Annotated in this window: 19 protein-coding genes; 6 read left to right on the plus strand and 13 right to left on the minus strand. The window is 64.7% G+C overall.

What is annotated here, in order from left to right; all coding sequences use genetic code 11:
• Positions 1–188: 188 nt before the first annotated feature.
• The gene (locus AC0L16_RS27690) at positions 189–422 is read left to right on the plus strand and encodes a DUF6429 family protein (protein ID WP_473624487.1); all 234 of its coding nucleotides are present in this window, start codon (positions 189–191) and stop codon (positions 420–422) included.
• A gap of 181 nt (positions 423–603) precedes the next feature.
• On the opposite strand, the gene ftsZ is transcribed toward AC0L16_RS27690, so the two are convergent.
• Together ftsZ and AC0L16_RS27700 are read right to left on the minus strand one after the other, a co-directional pair.
• On the minus strand, positions 604–1,611 hold the full coding sequence (gene ftsZ / locus AC0L16_RS27695; protein WP_473624489.1) for a cell division protein FtsZ: 1,008 nt from the start codon (positions 1,609–1,611) through the stop codon (positions 604–606).
• A gap of 281 nt (positions 1,612–1,892) precedes the next feature.
• Positions 1,893–2,678: an SDR family NAD(P)-dependent oxidoreductase gene (locus tag AC0L16_RS27700; protein ID WP_473624490.1), complete on the minus strand. Its 786-nt coding sequence runs from the start codon at positions 2,676–2,678 to the stop codon at positions 1,893–1,895.
• Positions 2,679–2,753: 75 nt separating this feature from the next.
• On the opposite strand from AC0L16_RS27700, the gene uxuA reads away from it, so the two are divergent.
• Complete coding sequence (gene uxuA, locus AC0L16_RS27705) at positions 2,754–3,938, plus strand: mannonate dehydratase (protein ID WP_473624491.1); 1,185 nt, start codon at positions 2,754–2,756, stop codon at positions 3,936–3,938.
• A gap of 16 nt (positions 3,939–3,954) precedes the next feature.
• On the opposite strand, the gene AC0L16_RS27710 is transcribed toward uxuA, so the two are convergent.
• The 6 genes from AC0L16_RS27710 to AC0L16_RS27735 form a co-directional block, all read right to left on the minus strand.
• Positions 3,955–4,848 carry a sugar phosphate isomerase/epimerase family protein gene (locus AC0L16_RS27710; RefSeq protein ID WP_473624493.1) on the minus strand — a complete coding sequence of 298 codons (894 nt, stop codon included), beginning with the start codon at positions 4,846–4,848 and terminating at the stop codon, positions 3,955–3,957.
• Between the two features lie 113 nt (positions 4,849–4,961).
• Positions 4,962–5,900, minus strand: coding sequence for an ABC transporter substrate-binding protein (locus tag AC0L16_RS27715; protein WP_473624494.1), 939 nt, complete (start codon positions 5,898–5,900; stop codon positions 4,962–4,964).
• A gap of 78 nt (positions 5,901–5,978) precedes the next feature.
• On the minus strand, positions 5,979–6,977 hold the full coding sequence (locus tag AC0L16_RS27720; protein ID WP_473624496.1) for an ABC transporter permease subunit: 999 nt from the start codon (positions 6,975–6,977) through the stop codon (positions 5,979–5,981).
• On the minus strand, positions 6,974–8,518 hold the full coding sequence (locus tag AC0L16_RS27725; protein ID WP_473624498.1) for a sugar ABC transporter ATP-binding protein: 1,545 nt from the start codon (positions 8,516–8,518) through the stop codon (positions 6,974–6,976). The genes AC0L16_RS27720 and AC0L16_RS27725 overlap by 4 nt, the downstream gene beginning before the upstream one ends.
• Entirely contained in the window at positions 8,515–9,894 is a 1,380-nt protein-coding gene (locus AC0L16_RS27730; protein ID WP_473624500.1) for an FGGY-family carbohydrate kinase, read from the minus strand. The genes AC0L16_RS27725 and AC0L16_RS27730 overlap by 4 nt, the downstream gene beginning before the upstream one ends.
• Positions 9,891–10,673 carry a DeoR/GlpR family DNA-binding transcription regulator gene (locus AC0L16_RS27735; RefSeq protein ID WP_473624501.1) on the minus strand — a complete coding sequence of 261 codons (783 nt, stop codon included), beginning with the start codon at positions 10,671–10,673 and terminating at the stop codon, positions 9,891–9,893. The genes AC0L16_RS27730 and AC0L16_RS27735 overlap by 4 nt, the downstream gene beginning before the upstream one ends.
• 199 nt (positions 10,674–10,872) lie before the next feature.
• On the opposite strand from AC0L16_RS27735, the gene AC0L16_RS27740 reads away from it, so the two are divergent.
• From AC0L16_RS27740 to ggt, 4 genes are all read left to right on the plus strand, one after another.
• On the plus strand, positions 10,873–11,916 hold the full coding sequence (locus tag AC0L16_RS27740) for a class II aldolase/adducin family protein (protein ID WP_473624502.1): 1,044 nt from the start codon (positions 10,873–10,875) through the stop codon (positions 11,914–11,916).
• A 1-nt stretch (position 11,917) separates the two neighbouring features.
• Entirely contained in the window at positions 11,918–13,204 is a 1,287-nt protein-coding gene (locus AC0L16_RS27745; protein WP_473624504.1) for an FGGY-family carbohydrate kinase, read from the plus strand.
• The gene (locus AC0L16_RS27750; RefSeq protein WP_473624505.1) at positions 13,201–14,055 is read left to right on the plus strand and encodes a TIGR01459 family HAD-type hydrolase; all 855 of its coding nucleotides are present in this window, start codon (positions 13,201–13,203) and stop codon (positions 14,053–14,055) included. Before AC0L16_RS27745 ends, AC0L16_RS27750 begins: the two co-directional genes overlap by 4 nt.
• Before the next feature lie 128 nt (positions 14,056–14,183).
• A complete protein-coding gene (gene ggt, locus AC0L16_RS27755; RefSeq protein ID WP_473624506.1) occupies positions 14,184–15,770 on the plus strand; it encodes a gamma-glutamyltransferase in 1,587 nt (528 codons plus the stop codon).
• On the opposite strand, the gene AC0L16_RS27760 is transcribed toward ggt, so the two are convergent.
• From AC0L16_RS27760 to AC0L16_RS27780, 5 genes are all read right to left on the minus strand, one after another.
• Positions 15,764–16,567, minus strand: coding sequence for an ABC transporter ATP-binding protein (locus AC0L16_RS27760; RefSeq protein ID WP_473624508.1), 804 nt, complete (start codon positions 16,565–16,567; stop codon positions 15,764–15,766). The genes ggt and AC0L16_RS27760 overlap by 7 nt on opposite strands.
• Positions 16,564–17,574 (minus strand): ABC transporter ATP-binding protein, encoded by a 1,011-nt coding sequence (locus AC0L16_RS27765; protein WP_473624509.1) that lies wholly within the window; start codon positions 17,572–17,574, stop codon positions 16,564–16,566. Before AC0L16_RS27765 ends, AC0L16_RS27760 begins: the two co-directional genes overlap by 4 nt.
• A complete protein-coding gene (locus AC0L16_RS27770; protein WP_473624511.1) occupies positions 17,571–18,401 on the minus strand; it encodes an ABC transporter permease in 831 nt (276 codons plus the stop codon). The genes AC0L16_RS27765 and AC0L16_RS27770 overlap by 4 nt, the downstream gene beginning before the upstream one ends.
• Positions 18,398–19,384 carry an ABC transporter permease gene (locus AC0L16_RS27775; protein ID WP_473624512.1) on the minus strand — a complete coding sequence of 329 codons (987 nt, stop codon included), beginning with the start codon at positions 19,382–19,384 and terminating at the stop codon, positions 18,398–18,400. The genes AC0L16_RS27770 and AC0L16_RS27775 overlap by 4 nt, the downstream gene beginning before the upstream one ends.
• Before the next feature lie 276 nt (positions 19,385–19,660).
• The gene (locus AC0L16_RS27780; protein WP_473624514.1) at positions 19,661–21,271 is read right to left on the minus strand and encodes an ABC transporter substrate-binding protein; all 1,611 of its coding nucleotides are present in this window, start codon (positions 21,269–21,271) and stop codon (positions 19,661–19,663) included.
• Positions 21,272–21,366 lie beyond the last annotated feature (95 nt).

The raw sequence follows: 21,366 nt of genomic DNA on the forward strand, positions 1-21,366 counted from the left end.
GCTCGTCAGGCTCATAACCTGAAGGTCACAGGTTCAAATCCTGTCCCCGCAACCAAATCCACAAAACGGCCCGCCTCAGTGCGGGCCGTTTTGTGTTTGCGGCCTGGCGCGGCCAGTTTGATCCTCATCGAGTTACCCGACGGAGTCGGTCTCGGCAGGCGCCGTCTTCCCGTGTTAAACTGCATGGCATGGAGATCGACACCGAAAAAATCGACAATACCGTTCTGGGCCTGCTTTGGCTAACGCTGCACGAAGAGAGGCGCGCCTGGAAGGGAATGGATTGGGATGCTCTGGATCGCTTGCACCAGAAGGGGCTGATCGCCAATCCAGCAAACAAGGCGAAATCGGTGGTTCTGACAGATGAGGGCCTGCGACGGGCTGAGGAGCTGTTCCGCACCCTGTTCACGCGGCCGGTGTCATGAGCGCTGGCCGGCGTTCCAATTCGACAGCAAGAGTCGCGCAGGCAAAACCGATAACTTGCTCCGCAGGCTATCCCGCAACAATTGCGGTTGGGCGTTCCGCGCGACCACCGTTTGGCGGCGGTTTCCGGAGCGGCGGATTTTCAAGTCGAATTGCTACCGCCGGCGCTGCCATGGCGCTGGTTCAGTTGACACGGTTTTCCAACCCCACCGCCAGCGGAATCTCGAGCCCCCGCCGCAATCCCGTCGCAACGACCGACACCCTGAATTTCCCTGCGAGCGCCTTGTCGAAAATGGCGCCGACGATGATGTCGGCATCGGCGTCGACCTCCTCGCGGATGCGGGTGGCGGCTTCGTCGACCTCGAACAGCGTCATGTCAGTGCCTCCCGATATCGAGACAAGGACGCCCTTGGCGCCCATCATCGACGCTTCGTCGAGAAGCGGGTTTGCGATCGCCGCTTCGGCTGCCTTCCTGGCGCGGTCCTCCCCGGTGGCTTCGCCGGTCCCCATCATCGCGCGACCCATATCGCGCATCACCGACTTCACATCAGCAAAGTCGAGATTGATCAGGCCTTCCTTGACGATGAGATCGGTGATGCAGCCGACGCCGGCGTAGAGAACGCGGTCCGCCATGGCGAAAGCGTCCGCGAAGGTCGTCTTGGCATCGGCGATCCTGAAGAGGTTCTGGTTCGGTATGACGATGACGGTATCGGCGCTTTCGCGCAGCCGCTCGATGCCCTCATTGGCGGCATGCATTCGGCGGTTTCCTTCGAAGACGAACGGCTTGGTCACGACGGCCACGGTCAGTATTCCCGCGTTGCGCGCGGCCTGCGCTATGACCGGTGCTGCACCGGTTCCAGTTCCGCCTCCCATGCCCGCGGTCACGAAGCACATATGCGTTCCCGCAAGATGGTCCATGATTTCGTCGATCGATTCCACGGCCGCGGCATGGCCGACCTCGGGCAGGGATCCTGCACCAAGGCCTTCCGTGACGTGCGCTCCCAATTGGATCAGCCGCGTTGCCTTCGACATGGTGAGCGCCTGGGCATCGGTGTTGGCAACGATAAACTCGGTGCCCTGCAAGCCTTCGGCGATCATGTTGTTGATGGCGTTGCCGCCACCGCCGCCAACCCCGATGACGGATATCTTGGGCCTCATCTCCGAGATCTCCGGCCTCGTTGCAGTGTTCATTTGCCGTCTCTCCCCTTGAATGCGCAAGCGCAGCGGTCGGTGGAAGGCTTGTTCCCGGCGCACTGCAAAGACTTTGGACAGTGCGCGAATCAGGACAGCCGAGCGTGACCAAGGGAATCAGACGGTTGAACCGGCTGCAAGTGCAGTATTCGCACTCGCGCATGTTATGCGCTATTGGTTCGCCGCCGGTGCTGCGTGTGGCGGCTGACCGAAAATCGTCCGATGACAATTTCTCCCGTAAAGCCGAGACCGATCTTCCCGTTCTGCTTCACGCCCCCGTTCTACTTTACGCCGATGCCGGCAGTCAGGCCGCCATCGATCCTGTAGTCCGCGCCGGTGCAGAACCCGGCTTTCGACGAACACAGAAAGGCGATGAGTTCCGCCACTTCCTCCGGCTCGCCGATGCGCCCGATAGGGTGCGCTTCGCCGAAGCGCCTGTAGGCGGCATCGACATCGGCGTCGGTGCCGTTTTCGCCGCGCGCCGCCTTTTCCAGGATCGGGGTGCGGATCGAGCCCGGGCTGACGGAATTGACGCGAATGCCGGAGCGCGCGTGGTCGAGCGCCAGAGCGCGCGTCAATGTGTGGATGGCACCCTTGGTCGTGGCATAGGCGGCGACGTTCTGCTGGCAGGCGAAACCTTGCACCGAAGCCACGTTGACGATGGCGCCGCCGCCTCGCCTGATCATTTCCGGAATACCGAAATGCGCGGTCAGGTAGATCGAGCCGACATTGACGGACATCGCCCGGTTCCAGATGTCGAAATCGGTGCTAACAGCGGTGCCATACGGATGGACCGCCGCGGAATTGACGATGATATCGAGGCCGCCGAACCGCTCGACACCGGCTGCGACCGCGTCGCGGACCTGATCAGGGACGGAGACGTCGACGGCCACGACCAGCGCCTCGGCGCCAGAGCTGTCCAGTTCCGCTCTCATCGCCGTGTTGGCCGCGCGGTCGATGCCGCAGGCGATGATCGCCGCGCCGCCCGCCGCAAGACGTCTGGCGGTCGCCAGGCCGATCCCGGTCGTCCCCGTCACCAGAGCGATCTTGCCGTCGAAATCCTTCATTGCGCAAACTCCCATAATTTGACTTCCGTTGTGGCCCAACAATACGGTTTCGTTTTATCGCAAAGGAAAGCCTCGATGGAACGATGCTGGCGCTGGTATGGCCCTGACGACCCGGTGACGCTCGATCATGTCAAGCAGGCCGGAGCCACCGGCATTGTATCTGCCCTGCATGATATCTATGACGGCCGCGCCTGGCCTTTGACGGACATTTTGGAGCGCAAGCGGATCATCGAGGCCGAAGGGCTGACCTGGTCGGTTGTGGAAAGCATCCCCGTCCACAATTCGATCAAGATCGGCTCGGCGGAACGGCTTCGCTATGCCGGCTGGTACAAGGACACGATCCGTGCGCTCGCCAAGGCCCGCATTGCGACGATCTGCTATAACTTCATGCCGGTGGTCGACTGGACCCGCACCGACCTTGCCTATCGGCTTCCAACGACGGGCTACGCACTGCGGTTCGATGCGATCGATTTTGCCGCCTATGACCTGTTCGTCCTGAAGCGCCGGAATGCCGAATTCGGCTACAGCGCGGCACGTATCGCGGAAGCGGCATCGCGACTGAAGGAATTGAGCGAAGGGCAGATCGACAGGATCGAGCGCAATCTCATTGCCGGCCTGCCGGCGACCGAGCGCAGCTACGACCGTGATGGTTTTCGCGAGGCATTGGCGGAATATGAATCGATCGGGCCGAAGGAACTGCGCGACAATCTTGCCTGGTTTTTGCGCGAGATCATCCCGGTGGCCGAGCAGGAGGGGGTGCGCATGTGCATCCATCCCGACGACCCGCCATTCTCGCTCTATGGCCTGCCACGGATCGTTTCGACCGCCGAGGACGCGCGTTTCATCCTCAACGCCGTCGACAGCCCGGCCAACGGCCTGACATTCTGCACCGGCTCCTACGGTACGCGCGCAGACAACGACATTGTCGGCATGGTCAAGGAGTTCGCCGACCGGATCCATTTCGTCCATCTGCGCAATGTAACCATCGAGGATGACGGCTCCTTCTATGAAGCCGAGCATCTGGAGGGCGGCACCGACATGGCGTCTGTCATCCTCGCTTTGATGCAGGAAGAGACGCGCCGCCGTAGGGAAGGTCGCGCCGACTGGCGGATTCCCATGCGACCCGATCATGGCCATCTGCTCGCCGACGATATCAGCAAGACCAGGATCAACCCCGGCTACTCTTTGATCGGCCGCCTGAAAGGCCTCGCCGAGCTGCGTGGCATCATGCGCGCCGTGGAACGTTTTGAGCTGGCCTGAGGATCGCAACCGGAAGCTAAGGCTGATGGCTTGACCCAACAAGCTCGGCCTTTCGCCGCGCCGTCTCCAGCCCGATGGCGATGAAGCGGCGCGCATGCCGGGCCAGCTCCATATTGTCGGTCCACAGATTGCGCCAGATGGCGGTTTTCTTCGACAGGTTCTCGTCGACGATCTCCGACGAGAAGGATTCGAAGCTGAGGTCGTCGCCATAGCCGATTGCGGTCAGCGCATCGAAGATCGCGGCAAAGTCGATGTTGCCGGTGCCGAGGAAGCCACGATGGCTCTCGCCGATATGAACATAGCCGATCCTTTTGGCGGCGTGGCGGATGGCCAACCCGATATCGGCCTCCTCGATGTTCATATGGAACGTGTCGAGATGCAGAAAAATGTTGTCGGAACCGGTGTCCTCGATGAAGGCCAACCCTTGCGCCGCGGTGTTGAGCAGATTGCTCTCGAAGCGGTTGACGATCTCGAGGTTGAGCGTAACGCCGGCGGCCTTGGCGGTGTCCGCGACCTTGGCAAGCGTGGCGGCACTGCGGTTCCATTGATCGCGCGTCGGCGCCTCAGTCTGCAATCCATGGCTGGTCGAGAGGATGCCGGCGACCTTCCGGCCGCCGAGATCGCGGGTGAGCGCGATCGTGCGTTTCAGGATTTCGACGCCATGCGCGGCAATCGCCTTGTCGGCGCTTGAAATGTCGCCGTCGGGCGGCAGCCCGATGCTGATCGCCACGCCGAGATCGAGGTCGGCGATGCGCTTGGCCAGCCCGCTAACATCGACATTGGCGGGGTCAAGATAGGAGAATTCGATCAGGTCGAAGCCCGACTCTTTGGTGTTGGCCAGCGTCCGTTCCAGATCGTCTTGCGCCGAGCTCGCCGACCAGACGAAAGAGTGGATTCCAATGCGCGACATGATCGTCTCCTGCTGTTCGAGAGCATCGGACCCAAAAGTTGGGAAAAATCCGATGCTCAAACAAAAATTGGTGCGGCCGGTCACCCGGCCGCACCAGCCTTGGGAGGCTTTAGCTAGCGGGCCGCGGTCCAGCCCCTGTAGTCCTTAAGATTCTCGGCCGTGATCAGCTGCGGGTCGAGCAGCACCGTCGCCTCGGCCGGCTTCTTTCCGGCGAGCACTTCAGCTGCCATCTGAAACGACTGGCCAGCCATCACATAGGGGTCCTGCGAGGCCGAGGCCTTGATCATCGAGGTGCCGGAAGCGAGTTCCTTCTCGATGTCGGGCGCGCCGTCGACCGCGGTGAAGATGAACTCCGCGCGGTTGAGTTGCTTGGCCGCAAGCTGGGCGCCGATCGCTGTCGGATCGTTGATGGCGAACACCGCGTCGATCTTGTCGAAACGGGTCAGCAGCGACTGGAACACCTTCAGGCCGCCGTCGCGCGAGCCTTCGGCATTCTGGTCGTCGGAGAGGATCTTGATATCCGGGTGTTTTGCCAGCACGTCCTTGCAGCCCTTCACCCGCTCCAGGATCGACGACGATGCCGGCCCGTTCAGGATGACATAGTCACCCTTGCCGCCGGTGTGGTCGACCAGATACTGGCAGGCCGCTTCGCCGGCCTTGACGTTGTTGGTCATCACGGTGACGTCGGCGCCCGGCGCTGAAACGTCGAACGCGGCAACCACGATGCCCGCGGCCTGCGCCTTCTTCACCGCCGGCGCGATCGCCTTGGCGTCGACGGCGTTGAGCATGATCACGTCGACGCCGGCGGCGATGAACGAGTCGACCTGCGAGACCTGCTTGTTGAGGTCGTAGTCGGCCGACACCGACGTCACCTCGACGTTCGGGTTGATCTTCCTGGCCGCGTCCTCGATGCCCTTGATGGTGGCGACGAAGAACGGGTTGCCGAGCAGGCCGACCGAGATGCCGACCTTGTTCAGGTCCTTGGCCGAAGCCGGTGCGACGGCGACGGCCGCGAGCGCAACGCCGCAGAGCAGTTTAGCGATGGTCTTCATTGTTTTCCTCCTGATGCCCCGCGCCTCTCACGGTGCGTTACATGAAACCGGGTCGTTGACGCCGGCGACTAAGGTCAATCACGTTCTTGCTCCTGCCTGGAGCCTGTAGCGGTCGAGGGCGACCGCCACGATGATGACCAATCCCTTGATGATGTACTGCCAGATGTCCGAAACACCGGCCAGGATGAGCCCGTTGGAGAGCACCGCTATGATCAGGCCACCGATCAGCGTGCCCCAGATCGAGCCGACGCCGCCGACGAAGCTGGTGCCGCCGAGAATGACCGCGGCGATGGCGTCGAGTTCGTAGGACTGCCCAAGCTGCAGCCCATTGGCAGCGTAGAGCCGGGCCGCCGACATGGCGCCGCCAAGGCCGGCCAGAAGGCCTGAAACGCCATAGACGAAGAGCAGCACCAGCGGCACCTTGATGCCGGTGAGGCGGGCGGCCTCGGCATTGCCGCCGGCGGCATAGATCCAGGTGCCGAGCACGGTGCGCTTGAGCACCAGCCAGGACAGCACCACGACCGACAGAGCGATGATGACCAGCCAGGGGATGCCGAACAGCGACCCGTTGCCGATGAAGTCGAACGGCAGGTCCGAGTTGAACACCGTGGTGTCCTGGCCGAGCAGGCGGGCAACGCCGCGTACGGCGGTCAGCGAACCCAGTGTGACGATGAAGGGCGGCAGCTTGATGTAGGCGACGAGCAGCCCGTTGATGACGCCGAAGCCGAGGCCGACCAGAATGGCCGCCGGCACGCCGAGCATGCCCCACTCCGGCACCAGCGACACCATCACCGCCACCATCGCCGAGGCGGCAAGAATGGAGCCGACGGACAGGTCGATGCCGCCGGTCAGGATGACGAAGGTCATGCCGGCCGCAAGCACGATGTTGATCGACGACTGCTGGGTGACGATCAACAGGTTGGTCTCGGTGAGGAAGCGCGGGTTCATGATCTGGAAGCCGGCCGCCAAAAGGATCAGGACCGGCAGCATGCCAAGCGCGGCGAAGGCGGTGCGCAGCCGCCGGCTCCTGCCGACCGCCTGGTCACCCGCGCTCATCTCGGTTGCCTTATCGGTCATCCCTGGGCCGCTCCCGTTGCGAGTTCCATGATTGCCTCCTGACTGAGCGGCTGGCCTTCGGATGCCGTCACCTCGCCAGCGATAGTGCCGTCGCGCATCACCAGCACACGGTCGGCGACGCCGATCACCTCCGGCAGTTCGCTGGAGATCATCAGGATGGCGATGCCCTTCTTGGCGAGATCGTCGATCAGCCGGTAAATTTCCGACTTCGCCCCGACATCGACGCCGCGGGTCGGTTCGTCGAGGATGAGGACCCGCGGCTCGGTTTCGAGCAGGCGGGCGAGCAACACCTTCTGCTGGTTGCCGCCCGACAGCGAGCCAGCATTGGCCTGCACTGACCTGGTGCGGATGGAGAGGTCGGAAACGGCCTTGGCGGCGCGCCTTTCGGCCGTGGCGAAGTCGCGCAAGCCGCCGGCCTGCGCGTCCCTGGCGAGCACGCCCATGCTGATATTGTCGGAAATCGACATGTCGAGGAACAGGCCGAGTTCCTTGCGGTCTTCGGTAAGATAGGCAATGCCGGCGTCCAGAGCCTCGCGTGGCGACCCGATGGCTATCGGCTTGCCGTCGAGTTCCAGCGTGCCTGATGGGCGCCTGTCGGCGCCGAAGATCAGCCGCGCGAGCTCGGTGCGGCCCGAGCCGACCAGGCCCGCCAGCGCCAGCACTTCGCCCTTGTGCAGGTCGAAGGAGCAGCCTTTCAGGAGATTGCCGTCCGACATGTCGCGCGCCGACAGTGCGATGGCGCGCTTGCTGTCCGGCGGGCGGTGATCCTTCTTGTAGAAGGCGGACAGGTCACGGCCAACCATCATCGAGACGAGGCGCGAGGCGTTCAGATCGGCGCGTTCGAGCGTGCCGACATAGCCGCTGTCGCGCAGCACGCTGACGCGGTCGGCAAGCTGGTAGACCTCTTCCATGCGGTGGCTGATGTAGATGATGGCGATGCCCTGCGACTTCAGCGTCGCAATCACCTCGAACAGCCTGTCGGTCTCGCGCGAGGTCAGCGAGGTAGTCGGCTCGTCCATGACGATGATACGCGCGCTGGTCGACAGTGCGCGCGCGATTTCGACTAGCTGGCGCTCGCCGAGCGACAGGCTGGAGACAAGGGCGCGCGCCGAGAAGGAGACGCCAAGCCGCGCGATGATTTCCTCGGCGCGCCGGTTGCACTGGTCGCGGTCGACGATGCCGAACCGTCTCGGCTCGTTGCCGAGGAAGATGTTCTGCGCGACCGTCAGGTTGGGCGCCAGCGACAGCTCCTGATAGATGACGGCGATGCCGTTGGCGCGTGCCTTGATCGGGTCGCCGGTCGCGACCGGTGTGCCGTCGATCAGAATCTCACCGCCGGCATCAGGCCGATAGGCTCCCGACAGCACCTTCATCAGTGTCGACTTGCCGGCGCCGTTTTCGCCCATCAGCGCGTGCAGTTCACCGGCGTGGACGGTCAGCGATACGTCCTGCAAGGCGCGAATTGGGCCGAACGTCTTGGAGATGTGCCGCATCTCCAGCACCGGCTGGCGCACGGTTTCGATCCGGGCAGCGGCGGTCATCGTGCACCTCCCGCTGCGGCATCAGCGACGCCTCGGTCGGCGGCGAGGCCGCGCCAGCTATCGCGATAGAGGGCAAGCCCGGTGAAGCTCGAGGCGCGTACCGGCTCCGGCGCCTCGGCGGCAAATTCGCGTCCAACACTCTCGAAGGCCAGAGCCGCTGCTCCGGTGGCGCTGCCCTCCAGCGTGGCGCCCTGCACGAAGGCCTGGCCGGGACGCAGCTGCGCCAGCAGGCTGGCGAGCAGGCCGCCACTGTTCAGCCCGCCATCGACGATCACCGTGTCGTTCGAATGGATCAGGTCGAGACACAGATCGACCATCAGCGCGACATAGAGCAGCGCCACGGCCGCGCGCTGCTCCGCGTTGGGTGTGCGCCCGACCAGTTCGCCGCGATGGCCAGGCATCGGCCCGCCCGGCGCGAAGCTCGGCAGCGCCATGATGCCGGCATCGACCACCTGCTGCACGGCTGAGGGGGCGATCGCGCCCTGCCAACCATTGCTGATCGCTGCGAATTCACGGCCGCCCATGAAGCGGATGGTCGGCACCGGGCCGCCATCGACATCGACATTGACCAGCATGTCGCGGTCGCGATCGAGCGCGTCGAGCGGGCAGTCCGGATTCAGCACCACAACCCAGGTGCCGGTCGAGACGACGGTGACCGGACCAAGCGCCTGCCGACGATAGGCATGTAGCGCCGCATTGCTGTCATGGACACCGTTGTGAATGGTGATCGGCCGTGTCGCCCCGCCAAGGCGCTGCTCGCCGATCACCGCGCCGGCACGCTCGAAGGCGGGCATTTGGCGGCGCCAACCCTCGGCGTCGACCAGCGTGGAGAAATCGCGCTTGCGCGGCGCCCACAGATGCGAGTGGCAGCCGAGATAGGAAACCTCCGAGACCGCCCGGCCGCCAAAGCGCCAGCTCCAGTATTGTGGATAACCGAGGATCGATTTGGCGGCGGCGAACACGCTTGGTTGCGCCGTCTTCAGCCACAGCATGTGGCGACCATAGTTGAAGCCGAGCGGTAGGCGCGGCGAGAAGGTCTCGGCGAAATCCGGAATGCGGCGATCGATCTGCGCGGCAATCTCGGCCGGTGGCTCCTGCTCGTAGTCGAGGATCGGATGCGTCAGCGCCGCATCGTCGACCAAGGCAAAGGTGCAGCCATGGCCCGAAACCATCAAGCCCTCTATGCCATGGACGTCGACCGCTTCGCCGACGGCGCGAGCCGCCCAATCGTGAAGCGCTGCTTCGTCGAGCACGCTGAAGCCGCTTTCGCGCGTCCAGTTCGGCTGGGTTCGGCGCTCACCCAGAATCTGCCCGTCCTGACCGAAGACGAACAGCTTCGAGTTGGTCTTGCCGAAGTCGAGGACGGCCACCTTCACTGGAGGGCTCCCGAGGCAGAGGCGATCCGCACCATGACGCCGGCGTCTTCCAGCATGCGTGCGTCGGCATCGGAAAGACCGTCGTCGGTTACCAGCGTGCCGATGCGCGACAAGGGCAGCGCGACGTTGCGCGCGTGGATCGACAGTTTGCGGCTGTCGGCCAGCACCACGATCTGGTCGGCGCATAGGCTGAGTTCGACGATTGAGCGGACCAGCAGCGGATGCGATTCCAGCACGCCCTCCGGGCCGATGCCTTGCGCGCCAAGAAAGAACTTCGATGCGTAGAACGGCACCGTCTGGGTGAGCGAATGGATGATGCCAGGCTCGCGATGCAGTTCGCCGCCGGCAACGGTCAGGCTGCAATGGCCATGGTCGCTCAAATAGGCCACGAGCGGCATTGAGTTGGTATAGAGCCGGATGTTGCGGTCGGCGAGCTTGACGCCGAGATGGAAGCAAGTTGAACCGCCATGCACGATCACGGCGTCGCCGTCGCGCACCATGGTCGCCGCGAGAGCGGCGATCTGCCGCTTGGCCTCGACCGCGAGATCGCGGTTCTCGTCGTAGGGCCTGGCATAGGCGACGCCCGCCTGCGCAGCGCCATCGAGCGCCGAGATGCCGCCATAGACCTTGCGTGCCTCGCCGGCCTCGTCGATCTTGTCGATATCGCGCCGCACCGTCGCAGCCGATACGCCGAGCCGCTCCTGCAGCTCGCGCACCGAGGCGAAGGGGCGATCCCGCAACAGCTCGACGATCTGACGCTGGCGGCCGGAGTCGCTCAACGGATACCCTCCCGAAATGCCATTTTGTCACGGCAATTGGTGCAACTTACTCAACACAGATCAGATTGCAAGCTTGATTTGGTGGGATAAGATCACTATTGACGTAACTTACTCGCCTCTGCGATACCAGCGTCACTCGCTGTCCCGGCTACGGGGATCCAGCGCCGTGGCCAGGCGGCCGGTTTGTGATGGAGTTTCGATGGCAATCAATGCGGATGCGCAGGAACTGGCTGCTTTGCGGTCGCTTTCGGCCAGCATCGGGCGCGATCCGCACTTGACCCAGGCCGCGGGCGGCAACACGTCGCTGAAGGCCGGCGACACGCTCTGGATCAAGGCTTCCGGCACCTGGTTGAAGGACGCGCTCGCCGAGGACATCATGGTCCCGGTGACGATCCCGCCGCTGCTCAGGGCTGTCGAACAGCGCGACCCGGCCGCCGATCAGCCCCAGGGTTTCGCCGTCGAGGCGCTCAATGCCCGCAAGCTGCGTCCTTCGATCGAGACCACGGTTCACGCGCTGATGCCGCAGCGCGTCGTCCTGCATGTCCACTGCGTCGATACCATTTCGCGTGCCGTGCAGGCCGACTGCGAGGCTCAAGTCGCCAGCCGCCTGGATGGCCTCGAATGGGCGTATGTCCCTTATCGCCGGCCGGGCCTGCCACTTGCCCAGGGCATTGCCGAGCGCCTTCGGCCTGGGGTCGATGTGCTGATCCTTGCCAGTCACGGCCTGGTCGTCGCAGCCGAGACCGTCGCCGGCGCCGAGGCGCTTCTGCGTCGCGTTACACGACTTCTGGCGCGGCCGCCACGCGAGGTGGCGGAGCCAGACATCGCCGCATTGACGGCGCTCAATGGACGCAGCGGTTACCGGCTGCCGGCGGATGTCGAAGCGCATGCCGTCGCGATCGATCCTGAAAGCTGCCGCATGGCGTCAGGCGGCAGCCTCTATCCCGATCACGTCATCTTTCTCGGCCAGGGCTCGGTCGTGGCGAAACCCGGTGAGGACGTGATGCGTGTCACCGAACGGTGCGGCACGGCACCGGTGGCGATCCTGTTTCCCGGGCTTGGCGTGCTGATGCGCGGCGACGCCAGTGCCGGCGCCAATGCCATGCAGCGCTGCCTCGCCGACGTGACGGCGCGGGTCGACGTCGCGGCGAAGCTGAACTATCTGACCGCCGCCGAGAACGACGAACTGATCAACTGGGACGCCGAGCAATATCGCCAGAAACTCAATGCAGCCGGCAGCTGAGATGGCATTGTCGAGTGGCCCGCTTTCGATTGGCATCGACATTGGCACATCAGGCGCCCGCGCCGTCGCCATGCGGCCGGACTTTTCGATTGCCGCGCGTTCCGCCGTTCCACTCGACAGATTTGGCCAGAACGCCCGCGACCCGTCCGTATGGTGGTCAGCGGTCGGCGCGGCGCTGACGGAACTGCTTTCGGGCATCGATCGCGCAGCGGTTCGGTCGATCGCCGTCGACGGCACTTCGGGCACGCTGCTGCCGGTCGACGGCGCTGGGCGGCCGCTGGCCGAGCCGTTGATGTATAACGACAAGGTCGACGACGACGCCATTCTGGCGGTGATCGCGCGCGAGGCGCCGGCAGCGAGCGCAGCACGTGGGGCGACGTCCGGTCTCGCCAAGGCGCTGTCGTTCCAGCGCCAGCCCGGCGTCGCCGCGGTGCTGCATCAGGCCGACTGGATCGCGGGAAATTTCTCCGGCCGCTTCGACATCGGCGACGAGAACAATGCCCTGAAAACCGGCTACGACGTCGAGGCGCGGCGCTGGCCGGGCTGGATCGCCGCGACCGGCATGCGCATGGAATTTCTTCCTGGTGTCGTCAAGCCGGGCGACGTCACGGGAACACTCACTGCGAGCGCAGCGGACCTGTTCGGCCTGGCGCGCGACGTCGCCGTGGTCGCCGGCACGACGGATGGCTGCGCGTCGTTCCTGGCGACGGGCGCTGCGGCAGTTGGCGATGGCGTCACCGCGCTAGGGTCTTCGCTGACCCTCAAAATCCTCTCCGACCGGCCGATCTCGGCGCCGCAGTTCGGTATCTATAGCCACCGGCTGGGAGATGCCTATCTGGCGGGTGGTGCGTCGAATTCGGGCGGCAAGGTGCTGGCGCAGCATTTTTCTCTCGCGCGCATCATCGAATTGAGTGCGGTGATCGACCCGATGACCGAGACCGGCCTCGACTATTATCCGCTTCCCGCGGTTGGCGAACGCTTTCCGATCGCCGATCCTGATTTGCCGCCACGCCTGACGCCGCGGCCGGCGGACGACGCCGACTATCTGAAAGCCATGTTCGAGGGCGTCGCCGCGATCGAGGCGCTCGGCTATCGCCGGCTTGCCGAACTCGGCGCCCCACGTTTGACTTCGGTCAGGAGCGTCGGCGGCGGTGCTTCAAATGCCGCCTGGACCGCGATCCGGCAGCGCAAGCTGGGCGTCGATTTTCTGCCGGCGCTTTCGGACGAGGCGGCCGCCGGCACGGCGCGGCTGGCGCTGATGGGCGCAATCGCAGCGGGGCTGTTGTGAGCACGAAACCAGTCGAACATCTCGACGGCATCGGAGCGCTAGTCGAGCGCTATCAGGTGTTCCTGCTCGATCAGTTCGGCGTGCTGCACGACGGCACGAACCCCTATCCGGGCGCCGTGGAGGCGTTGTCGGCGCTGAAGCGCGCGGGCAAGACGATCGTGCTGGTCTCGAATTCCGGCAGGCGGGCGCGGCCCAACGAGGCCCGCTTGCTGAAGCTCGGCTTCGAACCAGGAAGCTGGGATCAATTTGTCTCTTCCGGCGAAATCGCGTGGCAGTCCTTTCACGAAATGGCGATATCGGAAAAGCTGCGCCCAGACACCAAGTGCCTGCTGATCAGCCGCGAGGGCGATCGTTCGGCGATTGAAGGCCTGCCTTTTACGCTGACCAGCGACGGCGACGATGCCGAGTTGGTGCTGATCGCCGCCAGCGAGGGCGACCGCTACGACATCGAGCACTATCGCAGGCTTTTTGCGCCGGCAGCAATGCGGCAGGTTCCGTGCTTCTGCACCAATCCCGACAAGATCATGCTGACGGCAGTCGGACCTCGCTTTGGCGCCGGCCAGCTTGCGGATCTCTACGAGAGCCTCGGCGGCAGCGTCACCCGTATCGGCAAGCCCTACACGCCGATCTTCGACGCCGCGCTGGCGCTGGCGGGCAACCCGGACCGCAGCAGCGTGGTCTGTGTCGGCGACAGCGTCGAACACGATATCGCCGGTGGAATTGGTGCCGGCGTGGCGACTGCGCTGGTCTTGTCCGGAATATTGGCGGATACCCCTGACCTGGCCGAGCTTTTCGACAGTCTGGACGCCTACCCCGATTACACCACGGATAGTTTCAAATTCGCTGATTGAGATCGGCAGCTTTCGAGGGTTGAGCGCTGCCATGGTGATCGTTTCGTCATTCGTGCTGCTTTCCGTGGCGCAGCCCTTTGGCTGCTGTTGCCAGTTCACATCTTGTTGGTCGGAGGCTATTGAACTGCATGCGTGATTTCCAACTCCCCGGGCGCTCGCCGGTTCGTGCGACGGAAGCGATGGCCGCGACATCGCACCCTCTGGCGACGCTGGCGGCGATCGAGATGCTGCGGTCCGGCGGCAATGCAATGGACGCAGCCGTGTGCGCGGCGGCGGTGCAGGCGGTGGTCGAGCCGCAATCGACCGGTATCGGCGGCGACTGTTTCGTCCTCTATTGTCCCAACGGCCAAGGCGAGGTTCTGGCCTTCAACGGCTCCGGCCGCGCACCGATGGCAGCAGAGGCGCAGTGGTATCTCGACAAGGGGCACAGCGAACTGCCTGAGTCCGGTCCGCACGCAGTCACCGTGCCGGGCGCCGTCGACGCCTGGTGCCGGCTGCTCGATGATCACGGCAGAAAGGGCATCGACGCCGCGCTCGCTCCCGCCATACATTACGCCGAACAGGGCTACGTCGTCCAAGACCGCGTGGCCTTCGACTGGGCTGAAAGTGCTGCCTTGCTGGCCGCCGACGAACATGCGGCGCGGATTTTTCTGCCGGATGGAAAGGCGCCGCAGGCCGGCGAGCTGCACCGGCAGCCGCAACTGGCCGAGACCCTGCGCATCGTCTCGCGCCGTGGCCGCGCCGGCTTCTATGATGGCGAGGTCGCCGCCGACATGGTTTCGCGTCTGCGCGCGCTTGGCGGGCTGCATGCGCTCGAGGATTTTTCGGCGACGAAGGGTGACTATGTCAGGCCGGTCGGCACATCCTACCGGGGCTACGACATCCATCAGATGCCGCCGAACAACCAGGGGCTGACGGCACTGATCATGTTGAATGTGCTGTCGGGCTTCTCGCTCGGTTTGCTGGAACCGAACGGCGCCGAGCGCTTTCATCTCGAGATCGAGGCGGGGCGGCTTGCCTATCAGGACCGCGACAATTTCATCGGCGACCAGAACCACGTCCATGTCCCGGTGGAGCAGTTGTTGTCCAGATCCCATGCGGACCAGCTTCGCGCCGCGATCGATCCGGCGCGCGCAATGACGCATCTGCCACGCCTGGAGCTTCAGCCGAGCGATACCGTCTACATCTCGGTGGTCGACCGCGACCGTAATGCGGTCAGCTTCATCAACTCGACCTTTGGTTCGTTCGGCAGCGGCGTGGTCGGCCCCAAGACCGGCATCGTCCTGCAGAATCGCGGCAGCAGCTTCCGCCTGGCGGCGGACCATGCAAACCGCATCGCACCGGGGAAACGCCCGATGCACACCATCATGCCGGGCATGGTGACAGCCAAGGGCAGGGCAGTCATGCCGTTTGGCGTGATGGGCGGCGGCTATCAGCCGTTCGGCCATGTCCATTTGCTCACCAACATGATCGATTTCGGCATGGACCCGCAGGAGGCGCTGGATGCGCCACGCGTGTTTTACCGACAGAGCACTGTGGAGGCCGAGCGTGGCGTTCCGGCCGAGACGATCGCCGGCCTGCGCGAGCGCGGCCACGACGTGTCCATCCCAACCGAGCCGCATGGCGGCGGCCAGTTGGTGCTGATCGACTGGGACAAGGGCACGCTTACCGGCGCGTCCGATCCACGCAAGGATGGTTGCGCGCTGGGTTACTGACGGTCCGCTGCGCCCTGCGTGCTGGTCCTGTTCAGTTTTGGCGCTGCCGCCACCAGCGCCTTGCCGATCGCCGACTGCGGGGCACCGATGACCGCGCGGGCGTTGCCGCTTTCGGCGACGCGGCCGGCATCGAGAATGACGACACGATGGGCGATGGCGCTGATGACGCCGAGATCATGCGAAATGAACAGGTAGGCGATCCGTTGCTCGCGTTGCAGATCGAGCAGCAATTGCAGGATCTGCCGGCGCACCGATACGTCGAGCGCGGACACCGCCTCGTCGAGCACGATCAGCGACGGGTTTGTGGCGATGGCGCGCGCAATGGCGATGCGCTGGCGCTGGCCGCCCGAGATCTCGTGGATGGCGCGGCCGGCGAGATCAGCGCTCAGGCCGACGCGCTCGAGCAGAGCGGCGATGCGGCGCGGGCGTTCTGATCGGGCTGCGATGCCATGGATGCGCAAAGGATCGTCAAGCACGCGCGCGACGCTGGCGCGCGGATTGAAGGCGGCGAGCGGGTCCTGGAAAACCATTTGCACGCGCGCGCGCCGTGCGCGCAACGCAGTTCCGTTCAGGGACAGGAAATCGCCGCCTTCGAACTCGATGCGGCCGGCGTCCGGTTCGATCAGCCGCAGCAGCAGCCGCGCGACCGTCGACTTGCCGCTGCCTGAACGGCCGGCCAGCGCCAGCGTCTCGCCGGCCTCGATGTGAAAGGAGACATCATCGACGGCGGCGATTGTCTTGCCGCCGCGGCGATATCGTTTGGTCAGGCCGGAAACAGCCAGCAATGGACTGCTCACCGCGACGCTCCCGCCTGCCGCAGCAGCGGTTCGGCGTCGAGGCCGAGATGGGCGTCGAGCAGCGCTCTTGTGTAGGCGTGGCGCGGGCTAGCGATGATCTGCGCGGTCGCACCGAGCTCGACCAGCTCGCCGTGCCGGAACACGGCGATGCGCTCGGCCAGTTCGGCGGCCAACGCGATGTCGTGGCTGACGAACAGCAGCGTCATGCCGTCCTCGGCCACCAATTGCCGGATCAGCCCGACGATCTCGGCCTGCACGACGGTGTCCAGAGAGCTGGTCGCCTCATCGGCGATCAGCAGCTTCGGACCAGCCGCGATCGCTGCGGCGATCGCCACGCGCTGCTTCTGGCCACCGGAAAGCTGGTGCGGATAGGCGCGCAAGGCGGCGTCCGGGTCGGGCAGGCGGACGCGTTCGAGCAGGGTTTTTGCCTTGGCATAGGATTGCGACCAAGTAAGACCGAGATGCGTGTGCGCGACTTCGGCGATCTGCTCGCCAACCGCCATTACCGGATCGAGGCTGGCCGACGGGTCCTGGAAGACGAAGCCGATGTCGCGGCCTCCGAGGGGTGTGTGGTCGCGAAGACTGGCAGGTTGGCGATCCGTCGCGCCCCCCTCTGTCCTGCCGGACATCTCCCCCACTTGGGGGGAGATTGCGCTGTCATTTCCGCTTTCGCCAAACTCCAAGGCTGCAGGGGGGGTGCCGGCGACGGAACTGCCGATCTCCCCCCTTGTGGGGGAGATGTCCGGCAGGACAGAGGGGGGCGCGAAGGAATGAGGCGATCGAAGGTTCGGTAACTTCCACTCGATCGTTCCGTCAATCCTGGCGGAAGCCGGCAGCAGCCCGGCAATGGCCAGCGCCAGAGTGCTCTTGCCCGAACCGCTCTCGCCAATGATGGCGAAGCGTTCGCCGGCGGTGACATCGAGGCTGACATGGTTCAGCGCCGCCACCTCGCTGCCGTCGTGGCGATAGGTCACCGTCAAATCGCGGATCGAAAGCAGCGCCGTCACGACAAGCTCCTTCTCACCGCAGCCGTTTCGATAACGCCTTCGCCGGTGAGGTAGACGCCGAGCACGGTCAGCACGAGCGCCACGCCGGGAATGATCGACAGGGAGGGCGCGGTGCGCAGCACGGCGCGACCTTCGGCGATCATGCCGCCCCAGGTCACGCGGTTGGGGTCGCCGAGGCCGAGAAACGAAAGGGCCGCTTCGGTGAGAATAGCTGCGGCGACGATCACCGACGACAATGCCAGCACCGGCGGCAATGCGTTGGGCAGCACTTCGCGAAAGGCGATCTCCAGCGGATGCATGCCGATGACGCGGGCGCCGGCGACAAAATCGCGCTCGCGGATCGACAGCACTTCGGCTCGCGCAACGCGCGCCGGCCCCGTCCAGGCGCCGAGCGCGATCGCCGCAACGACGACGCCGAGCGATGGCCCGACGACACTGACGAAAGCCAGCGCCAGCAGGAAGCTCGGCACGGTCTGGAAGGCGTCGGTGATGCGCATCAGCACTTCGTCGACGAGACTGCCGGCAAAGCCGGCCAGCGTGCCGACTACAGCGCCGAAGGCAAGGGCTGCGGCCGCCGCGGCCAGCCCGACCGCCAGCGAGGTACGGGCGCCGTGGAGAAGCGCGGCCAGCACGTCGCGGCCGAGCCGGTCGGTGCCGAGCGGCAGCGACCAGTCCTGAAAGGGCGGCAGCAATGCCGGCCCGGCAATGGCTTGCGGGTCGCCGGGAAAGAACAGCGGCGCTGTCAGCGCCATGGCGAACAGCGCTACCAGAATGATCGCGCCGGCGACCGCTTCCGGCGTGCGAAGAAAGCGGCGAAGCGGGCTCACGCACCGGCCTCGCTGGCGCCGACGCGCGGATCGAGGAAAGCGTAGGCGATGTCGACGAGAAGATTGATAACGATGACCAGAACGGCGCTGACCAGGATGATGCCGAGCAGCAGCGGCGTGTCGCGCGCTGCCACCGCTTCCTGCGCCAGCCGGCCAAGGCCGGGTACCGAAAAGACGCTTTCGATGACGACGCTGCCGCCGAGCATCTGCGCCGATTGCAGGCCGAGCATGGTGACGAGCGGCAACAGCGCGTTGCGGGCAACGTGGGCGAGCACGATGCGGCGGCGGGAGAGCCCTTTGGCGCGGGCGGCGAGGACAAAATCCTGCCGCCAGATCTCGGCCATGCCGGCGCGGATCATGCGCAGATAGAGCGCCAGATAGATGAAACCGAGTGCAGACACCGGCAGGACGAGATGGCGGACGATATCCACCGCACGGTCGAGGCCGGTTTTGCCCGACGCGAGGCTCTCGATGCCGCCGATCGGAAACCAGCGCAGGTCGACGGCAAAGACGATGATCAGCACCAGCCCGAGCCAGAAGCCGGGAACGGCATAGAGCGCCAGCGAGCCGATCGACAGCAAGCGTTCGCGAAAGCTGCCGGGCCTGGCGCCGGCATAGATGCCGAGCGCCGAGCCGAGGCCGAAGGAGAGCGCGGTGGCGCTGCCCATCAACAGCAGCGTGTTGGGCAGACGCTCGAGGATGACGTCGCGGATTGGCCGCGAAAAGGTCACCGACTGGCCGAGGTCGAGATGCAGCAGCGCCCAGAGATAGGTCGCCAGTCGCGTCAACGCCGACTGGTCGAGGCCCCAGCGATGGCGCAGCAGTTCGATCATGCCGGCGTCGCCGCCGGTCGAGACGATGTAGGCGTCGACCGCGTCGCCGGGGGCGGCTTCCAGCAAAAGGAAAGTGCCGATCACGACAATCAGCAGCACGAAGACGCTGCCGACGAGGCGACGGCGAAGCAGGAGAAGCGAGCGGGTCATGATGCACCGACATTGGCAGGTGGGCCAATTCTTCCGCGTTGCGTTCTACGGCGCCCCCCTCTGTCCTGCCGGACATCTCCCCCACGAGGGGGGAGATCGGCAGCTTCGGCGTTGCCGGCCCTCTTGCAACGCTGGAGATTGGCGAAAGCGACGATGACAGCCGATCTCCCCGCAAGTGGGGGAGATGTCCGGCAGGACAGAGGGGGGCGCCATAGAGCTCTCATCACCGAAGCTGAGCACCCGGATACACCATGTGCAAGCCTGGAGCGAACCTTGCTAAGCCTCCAGCCAGGTGTCCGCCCAGTTCGACACCGCCCAGCGCGGGTTGTTGGCGACATTCCCCACCGTGTCTCTGACAACGCTGATGAAGCTCCAATCGGCGACATTGATCAGCGGCAGGTCGGCCACGACCTTTTTTTGAAACTCCTTGTAAAGCTCGGTGCGCGCGGCGGGATCGAGCGTCTCGGACGCTTTGGCGATGAGGGCGTCGAGTTCGTCGTTCTTGTAGCCGCCCTGGTTGGAGAACGGCACCCCGTCCGGGATGCCGCTCTGCACCAGGATGGTGGTCGAGATCGCAGGGTCACCGCGGAACACCGGCGGCCCGACCGCAAGGTCGAAGGCGTGGTCGGTGTAGACGGCCTTGATATGCGCGGCCGAATCGTTGTTGACCAGCTGGGCGTCGATGCCGATGGCGGCGAGCGCCTGGCGCAGATAATCGCCGAACTGTTTTGTTTCGTTGAAATAGGGCGCCGGCAGCAGCTTCAGCGAAAAGCGCTTGCCGTCATCACCCTTCCTGTAGCCGGCTTCGTCGAGCAGGGCGTTGGCCTTGGCCACGTCGAAGGCATAAGTCGGCACATCGGCCGTATAGAACTGCGGATCGTTTTTCGGCACCGGGCCGGTGGCGGTGGCGGCATAGCCGAGGAACACCGTCTTGACGACGAAATCCTTGTCGATGGCATGGGCGATCGCCTGGCGCACCTTCAGGTCGGCCAGTTCCTTGCGGCGATGGTTGATCTCGACGACGAGCTGATAAGTCAGCGCCTCATAACCCTTGGTGATCACCTTGAGGCCAGGCACTTTTGAGATGCGGTCGAGATCGGCCAGCGGCACCGCGGAAAAGGCGGCGAGCTGGATCTCTTCGGCCTCGAGCGCGCTTGCCGCCGACGTACGGTCGGGCAGCACCTGATAGATGATCTCGTCGAGGTAAGGTTGCTCGTTGCCCCAATAGTCGGCATTCTTCTCCAGCCGGTAATATTCGCCTGACTTGTGTTCGGCGAATTTGAACGGGCCGGTGCCAACAGGGGCGTTGTTGGCCGGGTTCTCTTCGATCTTTCCCGTCTCGTAGATGTGCTTCGGCACCACGCCGGTCAGCGCCGGCAAGGCGTTGCGGATCAGCTGGAATGGTGTCGGCCTGGCGAATTTGAACACCGCGGTCGCCTCGTCCGGCGTGTCGACCGCCTCCAGATCTTTGAACACGGTGCGGCCGAGATTCTGCAGCGGCTTCCAGATTTGCAGTGCCGAGAACGCGACGTCGGCGGAAGTAAAGGGTTTGCCGTCATGCCATTTGACGCCTTCGCGCAATTTGAACGTTACCGACAGGCCGTCCGCGGCGCCCTCCCAGCTTGTCGCCAGGCGCGGGTCGAGCCCGTCCTTGCCGCCAAAGGATGCCTCAGCCAGCGGTTCCACGATCTTGCTCGAAATGAAGAACACGCCGTTGGACGCGACAATTGCCGGGTTGAGGTTGCGCGGCTCGGAATCGGCGGCGACGACCAGCCGCCCGCCTTTCTTCGGCGTCTGTGCCCAGCCGATCGTCGGCAGCGCCGTCGAAGCCAGCAGCAGTGCCGAACCGGCAAGCACGGTGCGTCTGGAAATTGTAACCTCTGACATGATCGAACTCCGTCCCTCCCAGCCACTCGGCCGGGTGGCCAATACAATCGGACGCCGGACGGCATCCCTGCAAGGGCGATTATGAGCCTCGTCGA

The sequence above is a fragment of the Mesorhizobium sp. WSM4848 genome, from assembly GCF_055811375.1.

What these genes read in the sequence shown, in the direction of transcription:
- AC0L16_RS27740 (WP_473624502.1), top strand. Translation starts at nt 10,873, where the DNA reads ATGGCAATCAATGCGGATGCGCAGGAACTGGCTGCTTTGCGGTCGCTT.
- AC0L16_RS27715 (WP_473624494.1), bottom strand. Translation starts at nt 5,900, where the DNA reads ATGAAGACCATCGCTAAACTGCTCTGCGGCGTTGCGCTCGCGGCCGTC.
- AC0L16_RS27690 (WP_473624487.1), top strand. Translation starts at nt 189, where the DNA reads ATGGAGATCGACACCGAAAAAATCGACAATACCGTTCTGGGCCTGCTT.
- AC0L16_RS27720 (WP_473624496.1), bottom strand. Translation starts at nt 6,977, where the DNA reads ATGACCGATAAGGCAACCGAGATGAGCGCGGGTGACCAGGCGGTCGGC.
- AC0L16_RS27780 (WP_473624514.1), bottom strand. Translation starts at nt 21,271, where the DNA reads ATGTCAGAGGTTACAATTTCCAGACGCACCGTGCTTGCCGGTTCGGCA.
- AC0L16_RS27745 (WP_473624504.1), top strand. Translation starts at nt 11,918, where the DNA reads ATGGCATTGTCGAGTGGCCCGCTTTCGATTGGCATCGACATTGGCACA.
- AC0L16_RS27725 (WP_473624498.1), bottom strand. Translation starts at nt 8,518, where the DNA reads ATGACCGCCGCTGCCCGGATCGAAACCGTGCGCCAGCCGGTGCTGGAG.
- ftsZ (WP_473624489.1), bottom strand. Translation starts at nt 1,611, where the DNA reads ATGAACACTGCAACGAGGCCGGAGATCTCGGAGATGAGGCCCAAGATA.
- AC0L16_RS27700 (WP_473624490.1), bottom strand. Translation starts at nt 2,678, where the DNA reads ATGAAGGATTTCGACGGCAAGATCGCTCTGGTGACGGGGACGACCGGG.
- ggt (WP_473624506.1), top strand. Translation starts at nt 14,184, where the DNA reads ATGCGTGATTTCCAACTCCCCGGGCGCTCGCCGGTTCGTGCGACGGAA.
- AC0L16_RS27775 (WP_473624512.1), bottom strand. Translation starts at nt 19,384, where the DNA reads ATGACCCGCTCGCTTCTCCTGCTTCGCCGTCGCCTCGTCGGCAGCGTC.
- AC0L16_RS27710 (WP_473624493.1), bottom strand. Translation starts at nt 4,848, where the DNA reads ATGTCGCGCATTGGAATCCACTCTTTCGTCTGGTCGGCGAGCTCGGCG.
- uxuA (WP_473624491.1), top strand. Translation starts at nt 2,754, where the DNA reads ATGGAACGATGCTGGCGCTGGTATGGCCCTGACGACCCGGTGACGCTC.